This is a genomic window from Stackebrandtia albiflava, assembly GCF_007994225.1.
Taxonomy (GTDB): Bacteria; Actinomycetota; Actinomycetes; order Mycobacteriales; family Micromonosporaceae; genus Stackebrandtia; species Stackebrandtia albiflava.
On record NZ_VLLL01000007.1, the window covers coordinates 452,455 to 466,703 of the forward strand.

The window sequence follows — 14,249 nt, forward strand, 5'->3', positions numbered from 1 at the left end:
CCCCGCCAACGGCTCCGACGCCACCACCTGCGCCCGCGCGCATCGGCCCGGCCACACCCCGGCCTGAAACGTGCCCCCGATGGGTAGGGTCGAACCCATGTCTACCGCCAGCGCCGCACCGATCAGGCTCGACGGCGTCAACAAGGTCTACCCCGACGGCACCGTCGCGGTCGCGGACCTCAGCATGAACATCGCCGCCGGCGACCTGGTGGCCCTCGTCGGCCCGTCCGGCTGCGGCAAGTCCACCGTCCTCAGGATGATCAACCGGCTCATCCAGCCCACCGGGGGAAGCATCACCATCGGCGACGAGGACGTCGCCACCGCCGACCCGGTCGCGTTGCGCCGCCGCATCGGATACGTGATCCAGGACGTCGGCCTGTTCCCGCACCAGACCGTCGCCGCCAACGTCGCCACCGTGCCCGGCCTGCTCGGCTGGTCGAGGCAACGCACCAACGAACGTGTCGAGGAACTGCTCGACCTGGTGGGCCTCGACGTCGCCGTACACGGGAAGCGCTACCCGCACCAACTGTCCGGCGGCCAGCGGCAACGCGTCGGCGTGGCGCGCGCCCTCGCCGCCGACCCGGTGGTCCTGCTCATGGACGAGCCGTTCTCGGCCGTCGACCCGATCGCGCGCGGCAGGCTCCAGGAGGAGTTCCTGCGGTTGCAGGCGGACGTGGGCAAGACCATCGTCTTCGTCACCCACGACGTGGACGAGGCGATCCGGCTCGGCGACAAGATCGCGGTCCTGTCCCACGAGGCCAAACTGGAGCAGTACGGCACCCCCGCCGAGATCCTGGCCAGCCCGCAGACCACCTTCGTCGGTGAGTTCGTCGGCGCCGACCGGGGCGTGAAACGCCTATCGGTGACCGAGGTCCCCACCAGCGGACTCCGCGACCTGCCCGCCGGCGACCACCCGCGCGTCGACCACGACGCGTCGCTGCGGACCGCGCTGTCGGAACTGCTGGACGGCGACACGGGCCTGGTCGCGGTACGCGACACCGACGGCGAGGTGGCGGGCGGAATGTCCGCCGACGACATCTACACCGCCCTGCACCGCGCGGACGAGGCGGCCGTCAGCGACAATCCACAGTAGTGCTCGCGTGGGCGGTGCCGTCCACCACGTCGATCACCGTCACCGCGTCCCGGATCCGGTACGCCAGCACCGTCTCGTTCGCCACGAGCACCGTCGCCGACTCCGGCAGGTCCTCGGCGAGCCCGTCGACACCCGGCGCGCCGTCCGGGACGGTCGCCGTGCCCGTCACCGACCTCACCGTGCCGCCCGCGCCACCGCAGTACGCGCTCGCGAGCCGCCACACCGGGGACTCCACGCCCAGGGCCGTCAAACCGGCCGCCGCCTCGGCGGGCGGCTCGAAACCGGTCCGCAGGCTGCCGACCTCGTCACCGGGCGCCCGGCAACCGGTGTCGGCGACCCACACCACCCGGTCGGGCTCGGTGCGCAGCTCCAGCTCGACGTAACCCGGGACCACCCCGGTGTACCGGGGCGGCATGCCGTCGGCCGAGACCAACTCCAGCCGGTACGGTTCCCGCAGCGCCTCGAACAACGACGTCACGGCGGCACCGGTGTCCGCCGCGAACACCTCCGTCTCGCGCAGGTACCGGTCGCCGCCCCGCAACGGGGTGATGTCGCAGCCGCCCGTGGACGTCAGGCCCGACACCCGGTAACCGAAGTCGCCGCCGGCGAGCGCGACCGCGGCGTCGCCCATCGCGGCGTCCAGGGTGTCCAGCACCTCCGCGACGGTCGTCTGCTCCCGCACCGTCACCGACGGCGACAGGAACGCCAACACCGCCAGTAGCACCGCCCACGCCGTCACCACCACCGCCAGTTTCCGGCGCCGCACGAGACGCCACACGCGGCGGGCACCGTCGCGCGCGCCGCCCCGGCCACCGGTCACGCGCGCCACCCCACGAGTTCGATCAGGTTCACTGCCACGGCAACCACTATGCGACCCGGCGGCCACCACACCGACAGTGGGTCGCGCGACCTCGCCCTGCGTGTGCGCGCCGTCTCACCGTGAGGCTCCGTCAGGCCGCACCAGAACGCGAAGACCCGCGGACGGTGGGGTTCCCTTCCGCCGTCCGCGGGTCCATTCCGCCCCCGGGTCTACCGGTTCACTCCCACGGTCACCTCGTTGAGGCCCTGCCGTGCCGTCACGTCGAGCGAACCGTCGCCGTCACGCGACAACGCCCGCAACGTCCATCCGCCCGGCGCGGCGAAGAACCGGAACACGCCGCCCTCACCGGTGACGACCTCGGCGGTGAACTCGCCGCCGCCGTCGAGCAGGCGCACGTAGGCGCCGGTCACCGGGTCACCGGAGGCGTTCACGACCCGGCCCGACACGACCGTCTCGGTCGCGAGGTTCACCGAGGCCGGCAACGGGCCGCCCTGCGCAGGGGCGGCGCAACCGGCCGCCGTCTGATTCACGGTCACGTCATACCGCCTTTCCGGGCTCGTCGCCCAACGCGATCGGCACACCGACCAGGGAGCCGTACTCGGTCCACGAGCCGTCGTAGTTGCGGACGTCCCGGTGGCCGAGCAGCTCACGCAGCACGAACCAGGTGTGGGAGGAGCGTTCACCGATGCGGCAGTACGCGATGGTCGGCTTGTCGGCGTCGAGGCCCGCGTCGGCGTACAGCGCCGAGAGCTCCGCGTCGGACTTGAACGTCCCGTCCTCGTTGGCGGCCTTGCTCCACGGCACGCTCAACGCGGTGGGTACGTGCCCGGCCCGCTGCGACTGCTCCTGCGGCAGGTGCGCCGGGGCGAGCAGACGGCCCGCGTACTCGTCGGGTGAACGCACGTCCACGAGGTTCACGACGCCGATGCCCTTCACGACGTCGTCGCGGTAGGCGCGGATCGACTCGTCCAGCGGGTTCGCCACGTAGTTCGTCGCCGCGCGGGAGACCGGGTCGGCGGTGAGCGGACGGGCGTCCAGCTCCCACTTCTTCCGGCCGCCGTCGAGCAGCTTCACGTCCTGGTGCCCGTACAGCTTGAAGTACCAGTACGCGTACGCGGCGAACCAGTTGTTGTTGCCGCCGTAGAGGACCACGGTGTCGTCGTTCGCGATTCCGCGCTGCGACAACAGCGTCGAGAACTGCTCGGCGTTGACGAAGTCACGCCGCACCTGGTCCTGCAGGTCGGTCTTCCAGTCGAGTTTGACGGCGCCCGGGATGTGCGACCCGTCGTAGGCGGCGGTGTCTTCGTCGACCTCGACGAACACCACCTTGTCGGCGTTGAGGTTCTGTTCAGCCCAGTCTGCGCTGACCAGGACGTTGTCACGGCTCATGCGGTGTCTCCTGTGGATGACGGAAAGGATTCGATGGAGATGGAAGGCGACCGCGTTACCGGCTGACACGGACGGACCACACCAGGGACCGGGTGGCAGGCGCTGGGGACCACGCGAGGTGACTCGTCACGGGAGGACTGGCGATTCCAGATACCAAGACTTCGCGGAACGAATCACATGCGAAGCGGAGGCGCGCGCGTTGCAGCCGCCGACTAGCGGCGACAGAGACTGGCGGCGATCAGGCAGAAGTCGATCGCGCGCCGCTTGGTGAGCAGAAGCGAGCGCATGGCGAAACGGTAGCAGGTGAAGGACCGTGATCGCCACCTCACGCCGCGCCGGATCACACGACGGCCGCGCTCGGGACCACTGTGCTCAGTCGCGCGGGACGTCGTGCACGGTGCGCCGACTCGGGTACCACTCCTCGCCGACGGGCTCCCCGGCGAGATTCCAACTCCACGACACCGTCGGCGTGATCCGCATGTACACGCCGGGGCCGGTCATGCCGGTGCGGCGCACCGGCTGCTCCGCCCGCCCGTACACCCGGACGCCGCGCGCCACGAACGGGTCCAGGGACACCAGGTCGTCCACCACCAGCGCCACCCGGTCGGCCCCGGCGGCGACGTTGCGGAACTTCCGCGTGGCGAGGACCGACTCGCCCGAGCCACCCACCCAGAAGACCCGGCCGTCGCACTCGAACGCCACCGGCACCACGTCCGGCGCGCCCGCCGGATCGACCGTCGCCAAGCGCGCCAACGGCTGGGCGCGCAGATACGCGAGCTCCTCGTCGGTGAACGACACCCCGGCACCTCCTCCGGCGGCGGACCAGGACCGCCGCGACCAGCATGCCGGACCGGACGGGTCCGCGACGGGATGCCGGGCCGCGAGACGTCGGCGAGCCCACACCCCACCCCGACCGGGGGCAGGCCACACACACCGCGAAGTGTCGCAAACCGGGCGAAACGGCGTCAACCGGATATTCAGCCCGGCTTCAGGTTCCCGGGCCGCACGGCGCTACTGGTACTCCCAGCGGCAGATCTTCCAGGCGTCGCTCTCCTTCTGCAACACCGCGATCGTCACGCTCGTCTGCCCCTGGTACGTGACGTCCACGTACACCCGCGCCTCGGCCGTGTCGGCGCCCTCCTCACGCGTGATCTCGTACGAGGACGCGTCGGCCAGCGACCACAACTCGGTCTCCAGCTCCTCCTCCGTGTACGGGTCGGCGTTGTAGGCGTTGACCTCCACCTGGCACAGTGTCGCCAGGATCGCGTCCACGTCGTGGTTCTTCAGGCCCTGGTAGTAGCCGTCGACGACCTGCGTCGGAGTCAACGCGGTCGTGGCGTCGGTGTCGTCGGCCGTGGTGCCGGAGGAGCCACCACTGTTCGCGGCGATCACCACGATCACGACGGCGATGATCACCAACAGACCCAGCCCCAGGCCAACGAACAACCCCGCCTGCGACTTCGGCGGCGGGACCGGCGGCTGGTACTGCGGATACTGCGGGACGTGCTGCGGCGGATGGCCGGGCGGCGGCCCCGCCCAACCCGGCGGCGCCGACGTCGGATACCCGGGCGTCCCGTACTGCGGCGCGCCCGGCGACGCCGGGACGGCCGAATGCTGACCCGGGGTGTAACCGTCCACGGGCGAATCGAACCGGTACTCGGTGCCGGCGCTGCCCCGGTCCGGATAGTCGTGGGGTTCCTGCCGCGACTCCGGCCAACCGGAGGGATCCGGCGAGGGCATTCCGAAGGGGCTCTGGTGATCGGGACCTTGTGGAGGATGAGTCACGGCACACCTTCGTTCGAGGGCACGGTGCGGGCTTCCATCGACCATACCGGTCACACGCAACCCGCGACGCCATACGCGCAGGTGGTAGTCCTGACAGGACCGACCCCGCCGCGGCGAGCCGGGAGCACCGGGACGCCGCGGCGGGGGTGTGTCAGGCGCCGTCGAAGGGACGCTTGTAACCCTTCACGCCGTCCGACATCTCGCGCAACAGGTCGAGGTGCCCGAGATGCCGGGCGGTCTCCTCGATCATGTGCAACAGGATGTACCGCAGCGAGACGGGCCCGGACGACCCGGCCTCCGCCGGAGGCGGCGCCTTCTCGACGTCGTCGAGCGAGTGCGCCGCCGCGATCGCGCGGGACCGCGCGCACTCGGCGTCGTAGTCGTCCAGCAGTTCCGCCAACGGGACGGAGTCCACCATCATCTCCGCGTCGGGGTGACGGTCCGGCGCCCACGGGGTCTGCCCCGAGTCGGGCGTCCCCAGCAGGTTCAGGTGGAACCAGGAGTACTCGACCCACCGCAGGTGGGACACCAGGCCGGCCACCGTGGTCAACGGTGAGGACGGCAACAGGCTCCGGTGCGCGTCGGCCTCCGACAGGCCCTCGCACTTCGTCCGGACGAGACGTCGCTGCTGATCGAGGAAGGCGGTCAACTGGGCGCGCTCGTCGCCCCGGACCGGGAAAGTGGTCTTCGGCATGGATGCCGTTTCCTGTCTGTGTGGCCGCCGCCGTCGGCCGGGATCAGAACGGCTGGGATGCCTCCGGCGGCGTGCGGAACGTTCCGGTCATCACTCGCCACCTCCTCACATCACGGTCGATCGATCCGCGGTCAGCCTACCCCGGTCACCGGGAGCGGCGACGCGCCACCGTCATGATTCCCAGCACCGCGCCGACCACGGCCACCACGACCAGGGCGATCACGCCCACCGTCCCCCATCCGACCCCGCCGGAGTCGTCGTCGGTCGCGGCCGTCGCGGTGTCCTCCTGCGGGCTCGCGGGGGCGGACGACCGGCCGCTCGGCGATCCGGACGGGGTCGGGACCGACGCCACGTCGAACTCGATCGACCCCTCCACGGGGTGACCGTCCTGCGAGACCAGCCGGTACGAGAACGTGTACGTCCCGGGCGTGTCGATCGTGACGGGCTGTGTGATGGTGTCGCCCTCCACCGACGGGTCCGGCAACGGCACGGTGTCGCCTCCGGGGGCCACCAACGCCAGTTGGGTCGACGGCGCGTCCACCTCCTCGGAGAACTCCAGGACCACCTGGGCGGGCGGCTCCGGCAGCCGCGCGCCGTCCTCCGGGTCGGACGAGATCAGGCCCGCGTGCGCGGAGGCGGTGCCGGGCGCGAACGCCAGCACGGCGACGGCGGCGACCGCGACGGCGGCCAGGTTTCGCAGTGTCTTCACGGTGTTATCAGTCGTCCTCTCCGGCTCTGTGGTTCCCGGTAATACGGTCTGCAACCGCCCGGCGCGCCAGAGCCGACGGTACGGCCCGTCGACGGCGACCAGTTCGTCGTGTCGTCCGCGTTGCACCACCGCGCCGTCGTCCATCACCAGGATCTCGTCGAGTGCCTCCAGGCCGGTGAGCCGGTGCGTCACCAGGATGACCGACCGGCCGTCGGTGGCGGCCAACAGGTCGGCGGTGACGGCGTCGGCGGTCGCGTCGTCGAGGTGTTCGGTGGGCTCGTCGAGCAGCAGGATCCGGTGCGTCCCGAGCAGCGCCCGCGCCAACAGCAGGCGTTGCCGTTGGCCGCCTGACAGTTCACCGCCGTCCTCGCCGACCGGCCGGTCCAGGTCGAGGTCTGGCAGGCCCGCCAGGCGCAGCGCCGCCGTCAACGCCTCGTCCTCCGCCTCCGGGGCGGCGACCAGGAGGTTCTCTCGGACGGTGGTGTGGAACACGTGCGCGTCCGACAGCATCCCGCCTATCACGGTCCGCACGTCGTCGCCCCGCAACCGCGTCAGGTCGACCAGGTCGATGCCGCCCAGCGTCACGGTGCCCTGCGCGACGGGCGTGAACCGGACCAGCGACGCCAGCAGCATGCTCTTCCCGGCGCCGCTGGCGCCCACGATGCCGATGCGGCGGCCCGGCGGCAGGTCGAGGGTGACTCCCGCGCCGTGACTGCGCCGACCGGGCAGTTCCGGCCGGACGTCCCACAACGTCAACCGTGCCTCGCCGGTCGGAAGCGGCGCGGGGTCGGGCGGGTCCGGCACCACCGGTTCGGCGTCCAGCAGCGCGACGACCCGGTCGGCGGAGCCGCGGATCTCGACGAACCGCCGAGCCGCGTCCGGCAACGGCGCCACCACCTCGAACCCGACGAGCGCGGTCAACGCCAGGACCGCCGTCATGACGCCGAGCCCTCCGGCGGTGAGGAACACACCGACGACGGTCGCGCCGGCGATCAACGTCCCGGCCGCCGTGATCCCGGCACCGGCGACACCCGCGCGGCGTTCGGCGGCGGCCAGCCGGTCCGCGTCACGGCCGGCACGTTCGGCGGCGGCGTCGGTGGCGCCGTAGGCGGCCAGGTCGGCGGCACCGCCCACCAGGTCTACGGTGGCGTCGGCGAGTCGCGCCCGGTGCGCGGCGACCTCTCCGGCGTGACGGCCCGCGACCCGGCCCGCCAGCAGCGGCAACCCGACCCCGGCGAGCGCGAGCCCGGCGGCGACGACGGCCGCGGCGGCCGGCGAGAACACGGCGGTGAACCCGGTGACGGCCAGTGCGACGACCCCGGCGGTCCAGGCCGGTGTGACGACCCGCAGCACCAGGTCCTGAATGGAGTCGACGTCGGAGACCAGCCTGGTCAGGAGGTCACCGCCACCGTGCCTGCGCGTCATCCCCGGCGCCAGCGGCGTCACGGCCCGGAACACGTGGGCCCGCAGCCGCGCCAGCGCCCGCAACACCGCGTCGTGGCCGACGAGCCGGTCGAGGTACCGCAGCAGCCCCCGGCCGATCGCGAAGGCGCGCACGCCCACGATCGCCACGGTGAGGGACGTCAACGGCGGTTGCCCGGCGGCGGTGGCGAGGAGCCAGCTCGCGGTCGCGATCAGGGCGATCCCGGCGAGTTCGGCCGCGGCCGACACCAGTCCGGCCAGCAGGATCCGCGGCAGGTGGCTCCGCACCGGCCACAGTAGGCGCCACGCGTTCACGACACGGCCCCGGCCGGTGAACGGTGGACGACCTCGCGGAGCGCGCCGTCGGCGATCCGCCACACCTGGTCGGCACGGTCGAGCATCGATTCGCGGTGGGCGACGAGTATCGCGGTGCGTCCGGCGAGGAGTCGCGCGGTGGCCTCGGCGACGCGGGCCTCGCTGTGCAGGTCGAGGCCGGCGGTGGGTTCGTCCAACAGCACCAGTGGACAGTCGAGCAGTTGGATCCGTAGGAACGCCCTGGCCAACGCGATGCGGCGGCGCTGCCCCGCGGAGAGTCCGAATCCGGCGTCGCCGAGCGGGGTGTCGAAACCCTCGGGGAGTTCGTTGACGAACTCGGTGGCGAAGGCCGCGTCCGCCGCCGCCCGGACGCGGTCGGGGTCGGCGGTGGGTTGGCCGAGCCTGATGTTGTCGGCGACGCTCATGGCGAACAGGTGGGCGCGTTGCGGCACCCACGTGACGTTGCGCAGCCACGCCTCGCCGGGCCGGATCGGAGAGCCGCGGTGGTGGAGGGCGCCGCCGGTGACCGGTGCGAAGCCGAGCAGGGCGTTGAGGACGGTGGACTTGCCGGCGCCGCTGCGTCCCACGAGGGCGACGAGTTCACCGGGGGCGACGGTCGCGGTGAGCCCGGCGACGGCGGGCCGCTCCGCGCCGGGGTAGGTGACGGCCAGGTCGGTGAACCGGAGGAACGGTTCGACGGATCGGTCGCCTTCGATACCCGGGGGGCCTCCTACCTCCGCCCCACTCGTCATCCTATCCGGCGCCACGCGGGGCGGCGCAAGTCGCGGCCCGGGGGCCTGTGGATACTCGGCGGGTTGTGGACATTCCGGTGTGGAGGGTCTGGTGGCGTGGTCGATCATCGCGGTGTCCTTGCCGTGGCGGGGCTCGGGTGTCGGGGTGTCGGTGTCGGTGATGTCGAATGCGGCCCCGGTGGCGGCCAGTCCCTCCTGCGCGGCGTGGAACCGGCTGCCCATCGACCGCAGCGGCAGGTACACCTCGGGGGCGAGCAGCAGGATCAGGAACGCCACCCGCAGGTCCATGTCACCGCCGAGCAGTTGCAGCCCGATCGGCACCGCCACCAACGCCACCGACACGGTGGCGACGAGTTCCAGCGCGAGCGCCGACAGGAACGCGACCCGGAGGGTCGCCATCGTCGCGGCGCGGTAGTCGTCGGAGGTGCGCAGCACCGCGCGGGCGCCGTCGGCGGCCCTGCCGAACACCCGGGAGGTCGGCAGGCCCGCCACCGCGTCCAGGAAGTGCCCGCCGAGCCGCCGGAGGCTGTGCCACTGCCGCTCCGTCTGCGCCTTGGTGTGCCAGCCGATCAGCACACCGAACACCGGGATGAGCGGGATGGTGACGAGCACGACGATCATGGAGGCGGGGTCGTTGACGGCCATCACGACCAGGATCGCGACCGGCACGACCGCCGCGAGACACAGTTGCGGGAGGTAGCCACTGACGTACGCGTCGAGCCCGTCGACGCCCCTGGTGACGAGGGTGACCGCCTCGCCGGTGCGTCCCCGTCCCCGCCAGGTCGGGCCGTGGCGGGCGGCGGCCCGGAACAGGCCGTCGCGGAGCTCGGTCTTGACCTCGGCGACGCCGCGCGCGGCCGACGCCCCCTGCCACCACTGCACGGCGGCACGCGCGGCGACGGCCGCCAGGAACCACGCCGTCGCGGTGGTGACCTCGGGCGTGAGGCCGTCTCGCACCGCGGTGGCCAGCGCGACGGAGAGCGCGGCGGCCTGGCCGATGATCAGCCCGGCGGAGACGACGGAGGTGACCGCGGTGCGGCGCAGGTACCGTCGCAGTGACGGCAGCCTGCGCAGCATCGCGGGGTCCACGGGACGCATGACAGTCATTCTACGTTCAGTAGAAGAGTGGTTTCCGCGGCGCCCGCCGCCAGATCCACCACGTCACCATCTGGAAGCCCAACAGCACCGGTATGACGGGAACGGCGGTCACCAGGAGGAACCCGAGCGAGGTGTCGCCCGCCACGGACTGGGCGACGGTGAGCGAGTGCGCCGGGTCCTCGTGAACGAACAGCACCGGAAGCGCGGCGGTACCGGCGATGACCAGTGGAAGCGCCGACGCCACCCCCGTCGCCACCAGGGCGGCCAGCGGGCGGCCACGCCCCCGGAAACGCGCCGCGGCCAGCACCGCCAGCAGCAACACCGCGAACAGTCCGCCGGTCACCCACACCGAGGACACCGCCTTCGCGGTAAGCAGTGTCGTCACGGCGGCGACCGGCACCAGGACCACGGCGGAACCCGACATCCGGCGAGCGGCGGCGAGCGCCCTGTCCCGGACCGCGTCGCGGCCCCGCAGCGCCAACAGCGACGCACCGTGCAGAGTGAACAGTGCCGTGGTCAGCACCCCGGTCACGACCGGCAGCGCGCCGAACTTCAGCGGGAAGCCCTGGAGCATGGCGCCCAGGGCGGCACCCCAGCCGAACGAGATCACGAAGGCGGAACCGACGATCAACACGTCCCACACGCCGCGCCCCGCCTGTGACCGGCTGCGGATCTGCACGGCGGCGGTGAACACCAGGACGGCCGCCATCAACGGGACCATGATCGGGTACATGCCGGTAAGGAGTTCCCCCTCGGCGAGCGGGAACGCCGCGAGCAGCAACCCCAGCCCGGCCACCAGCCATACCTCGTTGCCGAGGAAGAACGGCCCGAGGGCGCCCAGTGCCATCCGGCGTTCCGTGTCGGTCACGGCGGTCACCCGCAGCAGGATCCCGACACCGTAGTCGTATCCGGCGAGTGCGAAGTAGCCGGCGAACACCGTGCCGACCAGCAGCAGGAACAACTCAGCCATGCAGGGCTCCTCGGGGTGTGGCGGCGGCCGCGACGGGGGCGGGTGCCGGTGGGGCGACGGGTGTGACGCCGAACAGTTCCCGGTTCGGTCCCCGCACGGCGTGGCGGGCGAGCAGCCACCAGTTGGTGACGAGCAACACCAGGAGGATCGCGGTGAACGCGATGAACGAGGTCCACATCATGCCGATGCCGTTGTCGCTGACGGCCTCGGAGGTGCGTTGGACGCCGTAGATGATCCAGGGTTGTCGCCCCATCTCGCGGAACACCCACCCGGCGACGGCGGCGAGGAACGGCAGCGGCAGGGCCAGCCAGAAGACCGGCATCAGCCACCACAGCTTCGCGGGGAGCCGCCAGATCACCAGGGGCGAGGCGAACAACATGACCGGGCCGAAGAGCTCGGCGACCATCATCATGACGGTGAACGCGGCGAACAGGCCGGCCGGGAGCAGGTAGTCCCCCTGTCCGAACTGGGCGACGAGTTCCGCCTGCACGGCGTCGGCCTCGCCGCCGGAGGTGAGGGCGTCCAGTGACTTGGCGGGCTGGTTCTCGGTGACGATCCCGTACTGGGCCCACCCGGTGCCGAACGCGGAGAGCAGGCCCACCATGCCGACCAGGTATCCCATCCGGAACGAGCGTACGAAGAACGCCTGATCGGGGGTCCGGCGGAACAGGTAGGCGGCGCTGACGACGGTGAGGATGACGCCCCCGGCGGCCAGTGCGGCGCCGCAGATGTGACTGAACGCCATGATGGCGTTGGGGCTGGCGAACAGGGCCGCGGGGTCGACGAGGTTGGCGCGGCCGTCGACGAGTTCGTAGCCGGTGGGGTCCTGCATGAACCCGTTGGCGACCAGCACCCAGAAGGCGGACGCGTACGCGGTGACGGCGACCAGCCAGATCAGCAGGGTGTGGATCCATTCGGGGAGCCGGCCCCAGCCGAATATCCACAGTGCCAGGAACGTCGACTCGGCGACGAAGGCCACGAGCGTCTCCACGGCGAGCGGCACTCCGAGCACGTCTCCGGCCATGTGGGACAGACCGCTCCAGTTCGTGCCGAACTGGAACTCCATGATGATGCCCGAGGCGATGCCCATGGCGTAGTTGATGACGTAGAGCATCCCCCAGTACCTGGTCATCCGGTACAGGAGTTCCCGTTTCCCGGGGTCGCGGGTCAGCAGCGCGCGGGTCTGGAGGATGACCAGCACGACCACCAGGCCCATGGTGACCATGACGAAGAGCCAGTGGATCGAGGTGGTGACGGCGAACTGCAACCGGGACAGGTCGAGGACACTCACGGCGCCACCACCAACAGGTAGGCTAGCAACATATCGAGAGCCTACATGTAGACAGCCACAGTATGCAAGCCGGACGAGTGAGAGTGGCGACCACCGCCGAATACCTGTAGCGTTGCTACCTATGAAGGCCGATACGTTGCGCGGACACCTCGACGCCATGCTGCTGGCGGTCCTCGAATCCGAACCCCGCCACGGCTACGCGATCATCGAAGCCCTCAAGGAACGCAGCGGCGGAACCCTCGACGTACCCACCGGCACCGTCTACCCGGCCCTTCGCCGCCTGGAACGCAACGGCTACCTACGCAGCAGTTGGAGCAACGTCGGCGGACGGGAACGCCGCACATACTCACTCACCGGATCCGGCACCCGGGAACTCGCCGCCCAACGCGGCCAGTGGCGGCAGACCGCCGACACCATCGGCGCCGTCCTCGGCACCGGCTGACGACTCACGTCACGCGGGGGCCAACCGGTCCGCGTGGCCCGCCGTACGCAGGCACCGCCACGCCAACCACACCGCGACACCCGCGAACACCGGATGCGACAACCCCACCAGCAGACTGAACGGATCCGCGAACGGCTCGAAGCGGCCGTACAGGACCATCAACGCCGCACCGGCGACCGTGAACAGCACCACCTTCGCCAGCATCGACCACGCCACCAGCTGCGCCAACCCCGTCCGGAAACGCAACGGGCTGAAACCGAACCCCATGGCCAACAGCAACACCACCGCCAGAAGGGACGCGCCCCAACCCACCACGTCCACCGCCTGCGACAGCAGGTACGTGTACTCCGGCGGCGACGCGACCGGCCCCACCGGCTCCGCGTTCGACCACTGGATCCGGCTCAACGTCTCCCCCACCGGGCCCGTCACCGCGAAGAAACCCAGGGCGAACCGGGTCTGCCGGGCCGCCAACTCGACCTGGAACTCCCCCGCCAACTCCGCCGGCCTACCGAACTCCGCCACCGCGGCGGCCTCGGCCTCGGCGGCGGCCATGCCGGACTCCCGGTAGCCGGCGGCGGCGTCGGACAACCCGTGCCGCACCTCACGCAGCATGTCCGCCTTCGCCCGGCGTGAGCCGTCCAGCCGGGCCGACAGGTCGTCGACGAACCGTTCGACGAGGTCCCCGTCCGCCCCGTCACGCCGCGTGGACATACGCACCACCTTCACTACCGGCACTCCCTCATGGATACCAGGGGCCGCGCGCCGGCACCATCGGGAGAAACCCTGAGACCTAGGTGAGCTCCCCCGGGCACGCCGACGGCCCCGCGGGCGGGCCGCGGGGCCGTCGGTGTCAGAACGTCACGCCGGTCGTCAGGCGTTCGGGTTCATGTTGGTGCCCAGGCCGGGGTTCTGGGAGTTGTCGGTGTCGCCGTACTCGACGGTCTCCAGGTACCCGTCACCGTCGGCGTCGGTCATCGTCACGTCCGCCACACCGTCCTCGTCCTGGTCGGTGATCACCGAGTCCACCAGGCCGTCGGCGTTGGCGTCCACCGCGTAGGTGTCCAACGCCCCGTCACCGTCGACATCGGTACCCACCGAGTCCACCAGACCATCGGCGTTGGTGTCGGCCGCGACCTGATCCACGTCACCGTCACCGTCCAGGTCGGTGTGCACCTCATCGATCAGACCGTCACCATCGACGTCGATCAACTGCGAATCCAGCACACCATCACCATCGGTGTCGGAGAACAACTCCCCGTCGGCGGTCAACACCCCGTCGGCGACCCCGTCGTGATCCACATCGATGAAGGTCTCCTCACCGGCCACCGTCGTGGCGTCCTCGATACCATCACCGTTGATGTCGAAGTAGTCACCCGACGCGTCATCCGCGGTGTAGTCGTCCTCCACCGGCTCATCCGTCGTCGTGTCCTCGAAACCGTCGCTCATCGCGCTTTCCTCTCCCATGTGGG

General features: G+C 71.1%; 14 protein-coding genes. 2 read left to right on the forward strand and 12 right to left on the reverse strand.

The window, feature by feature from the left end:
* The first annotated feature begins 97 nt into the window (after positions 1-97).
* Entirely contained in the window at positions 98-1,093 is a 996-nt protein-coding gene (locus LX16_RS21030) for an ABC transporter ATP-binding protein (protein ID WP_147141946.1), read from the forward strand.
* On the opposite strand, the gene LX16_RS21035 is transcribed toward LX16_RS21030, so the two are convergent.
* The 10 genes from LX16_RS21035 to LX16_RS21080 all read right to left on the reverse strand — a co-directional run bounded on the left by LX16_RS21035 (position 1,074) and on the right by LX16_RS21080 (position 12,338).
* Complete coding sequence (locus tag LX16_RS21035) at positions 1,074-1,913, reverse strand: hypothetical protein (protein WP_147141949.1); 840 nt, start codon at positions 1,911-1,913, stop codon at positions 1,074-1,076. The two genes, LX16_RS21030 and LX16_RS21035, sit on opposite strands and share 20 nt — an antisense overlap.
* Before the next feature lie 209 nt (positions 1,914-2,122).
* Positions 2,123-2,449, reverse strand: a complete 327-nt coding sequence (locus LX16_RS21040) for a DUF1416 domain-containing protein (protein ID WP_147141952.1) — start codon at positions 2,447-2,449, stop codon at positions 2,123-2,125.
* Between the two features lies 1 nt (position 2,450).
* Positions 2,451-3,302 (reverse strand): sulfurtransferase, encoded by an 852-nt coding sequence (locus LX16_RS21045; RefSeq protein ID WP_147141955.1) that lies wholly within the window; start codon positions 3,300-3,302, stop codon positions 2,451-2,453.
* 372 nt (positions 3,303-3,674) lie between these two features.
* Complete coding sequence (locus tag LX16_RS21050) at positions 3,675-4,100, reverse strand: PPOX class F420-dependent oxidoreductase (protein ID WP_147141958.1); 426 nt, start codon at positions 4,098-4,100, stop codon at positions 3,675-3,677.
* A gap of 213 nt (positions 4,101-4,313) precedes the next feature.
* Positions 4,314-5,087, reverse strand: coding sequence for an Rv0361 family membrane protein (locus tag LX16_RS21055; RefSeq protein WP_147141961.1), 774 nt, complete (start codon positions 5,085-5,087; stop codon positions 4,314-4,316).
* 151 nt (positions 5,088-5,238) lie between these two features.
* The gene (locus tag LX16_RS21060; protein WP_147141964.1) at positions 5,239-5,781 is read right to left on the reverse strand and encodes a DinB family protein; all 543 of its coding nucleotides are present in this window, start codon (positions 5,779-5,781) and stop codon (positions 5,239-5,241) included.
* Between the two features lie 145 nt (positions 5,782-5,926).
* Complete coding sequence (cydC, locus tag LX16_RS21065) at positions 5,927-8,227, reverse strand: thiol reductant ABC exporter subunit CydC (RefSeq protein ID WP_147141967.1); 2,301 nt, start codon at positions 8,225-8,227, stop codon at positions 5,927-5,929.
* Positions 8,224-10,077: a thiol reductant ABC exporter subunit CydD gene (cydD, locus tag LX16_RS21070; RefSeq protein ID WP_158645675.1), complete on the reverse strand. Its 1,854-nt coding sequence runs from the start codon at positions 10,075-10,077 to the stop codon at positions 8,224-8,226. The genes cydC and cydD overlap by 4 nt, the downstream gene beginning before the upstream one ends.
* Positions 10,078-10,093: 16 nt before the next feature.
* The gene (locus tag LX16_RS21075) at positions 10,094-11,047 is read right to left on the reverse strand and encodes a cytochrome d ubiquinol oxidase subunit II (RefSeq protein ID WP_147141974.1); all 954 of its coding nucleotides are present in this window, start codon (positions 11,045-11,047) and stop codon (positions 10,094-10,096) included.
* Complete coding sequence (locus tag LX16_RS21080) at positions 11,040-12,338, reverse strand: cytochrome ubiquinol oxidase subunit I (protein WP_158645676.1); 1,299 nt, start codon at positions 12,336-12,338, stop codon at positions 11,040-11,042. The genes LX16_RS21075 and LX16_RS21080 overlap by 8 nt, the downstream gene beginning before the upstream one ends.
* A 121-nt stretch (positions 12,339-12,459) precedes the next feature.
* On the opposite strand from LX16_RS21080, the gene LX16_RS21085 reads away from it, so the two are divergent.
* Positions 12,460-12,780 (forward strand): PadR family transcriptional regulator, encoded by a 321-nt coding sequence (locus LX16_RS21085; RefSeq protein WP_147141981.1) that lies wholly within the window; start codon positions 12,460-12,462, stop codon positions 12,778-12,780.
* A 9-nt stretch (positions 12,781-12,789) separates the two neighbouring features.
* Here the strand turns inward: LX16_RS21085 and LX16_RS21090 are convergent, their stop codons facing one another.
* Both LX16_RS21090 and LX16_RS21095 read right to left on the reverse strand, forming a co-directional pair.
* Positions 12,790-13,491, reverse strand: a complete 702-nt coding sequence (locus tag LX16_RS21090) for a permease prefix domain 1-containing protein (protein ID WP_147141984.1) — start codon at positions 13,489-13,491, stop codon at positions 12,790-12,792.
* A 159-nt stretch (positions 13,492-13,650) separates the two neighbouring features.
* The coding region (locus tag LX16_RS21095) for a hypothetical protein (protein WP_211354663.1) at positions 13,651-14,249 on the reverse strand (599 nt) is incomplete at its 5' end.

Bases quoted from the DNA above. Each gene is read 5' to 3' on its own strand.
- LX16_RS21030 (WP_147141946.1), top strand. From the start codon at position 98: ATGTCTACCGCCAGCGCCGCACCGATCAGGCTCGACGGCGTCAACAAG.
- LX16_RS21045 (WP_147141955.1), bottom strand. From the start codon at position 3,302: ATGAGCCGTGACAACGTCCTGGTCAGCGCAGACTGGGCTGAACAGAAC.
- LX16_RS21060 (WP_147141964.1), bottom strand. From the start codon at position 5,781: ATGCCGAAGACCACTTTCCCGGTCCGGGGCGACGAGCGCGCCCAGTTG.
- cydD (WP_158645675.1), bottom strand. From the start codon at position 10,077: ATGCGTCCCGTGGACCCCGCGATGCTGCGCAGGCTGCCGTCACTGCGA.
- LX16_RS21075 (WP_147141974.1), bottom strand. From the start codon at position 11,047: ATGGCTGAGTTGTTCCTGCTGCTGGTCGGCACGGTGTTCGCCGGCTAC.
- LX16_RS21085 (WP_147141981.1), top strand. From the start codon at position 12,460: ATGAAGGCCGATACGTTGCGCGGACACCTCGACGCCATGCTGCTGGCG.
- LX16_RS21090 (WP_147141984.1), bottom strand. From the start codon at position 13,491: ATGTCCACGCGGCGTGACGGGGCGGACGGGGACCTCGTCGAACGGTTC.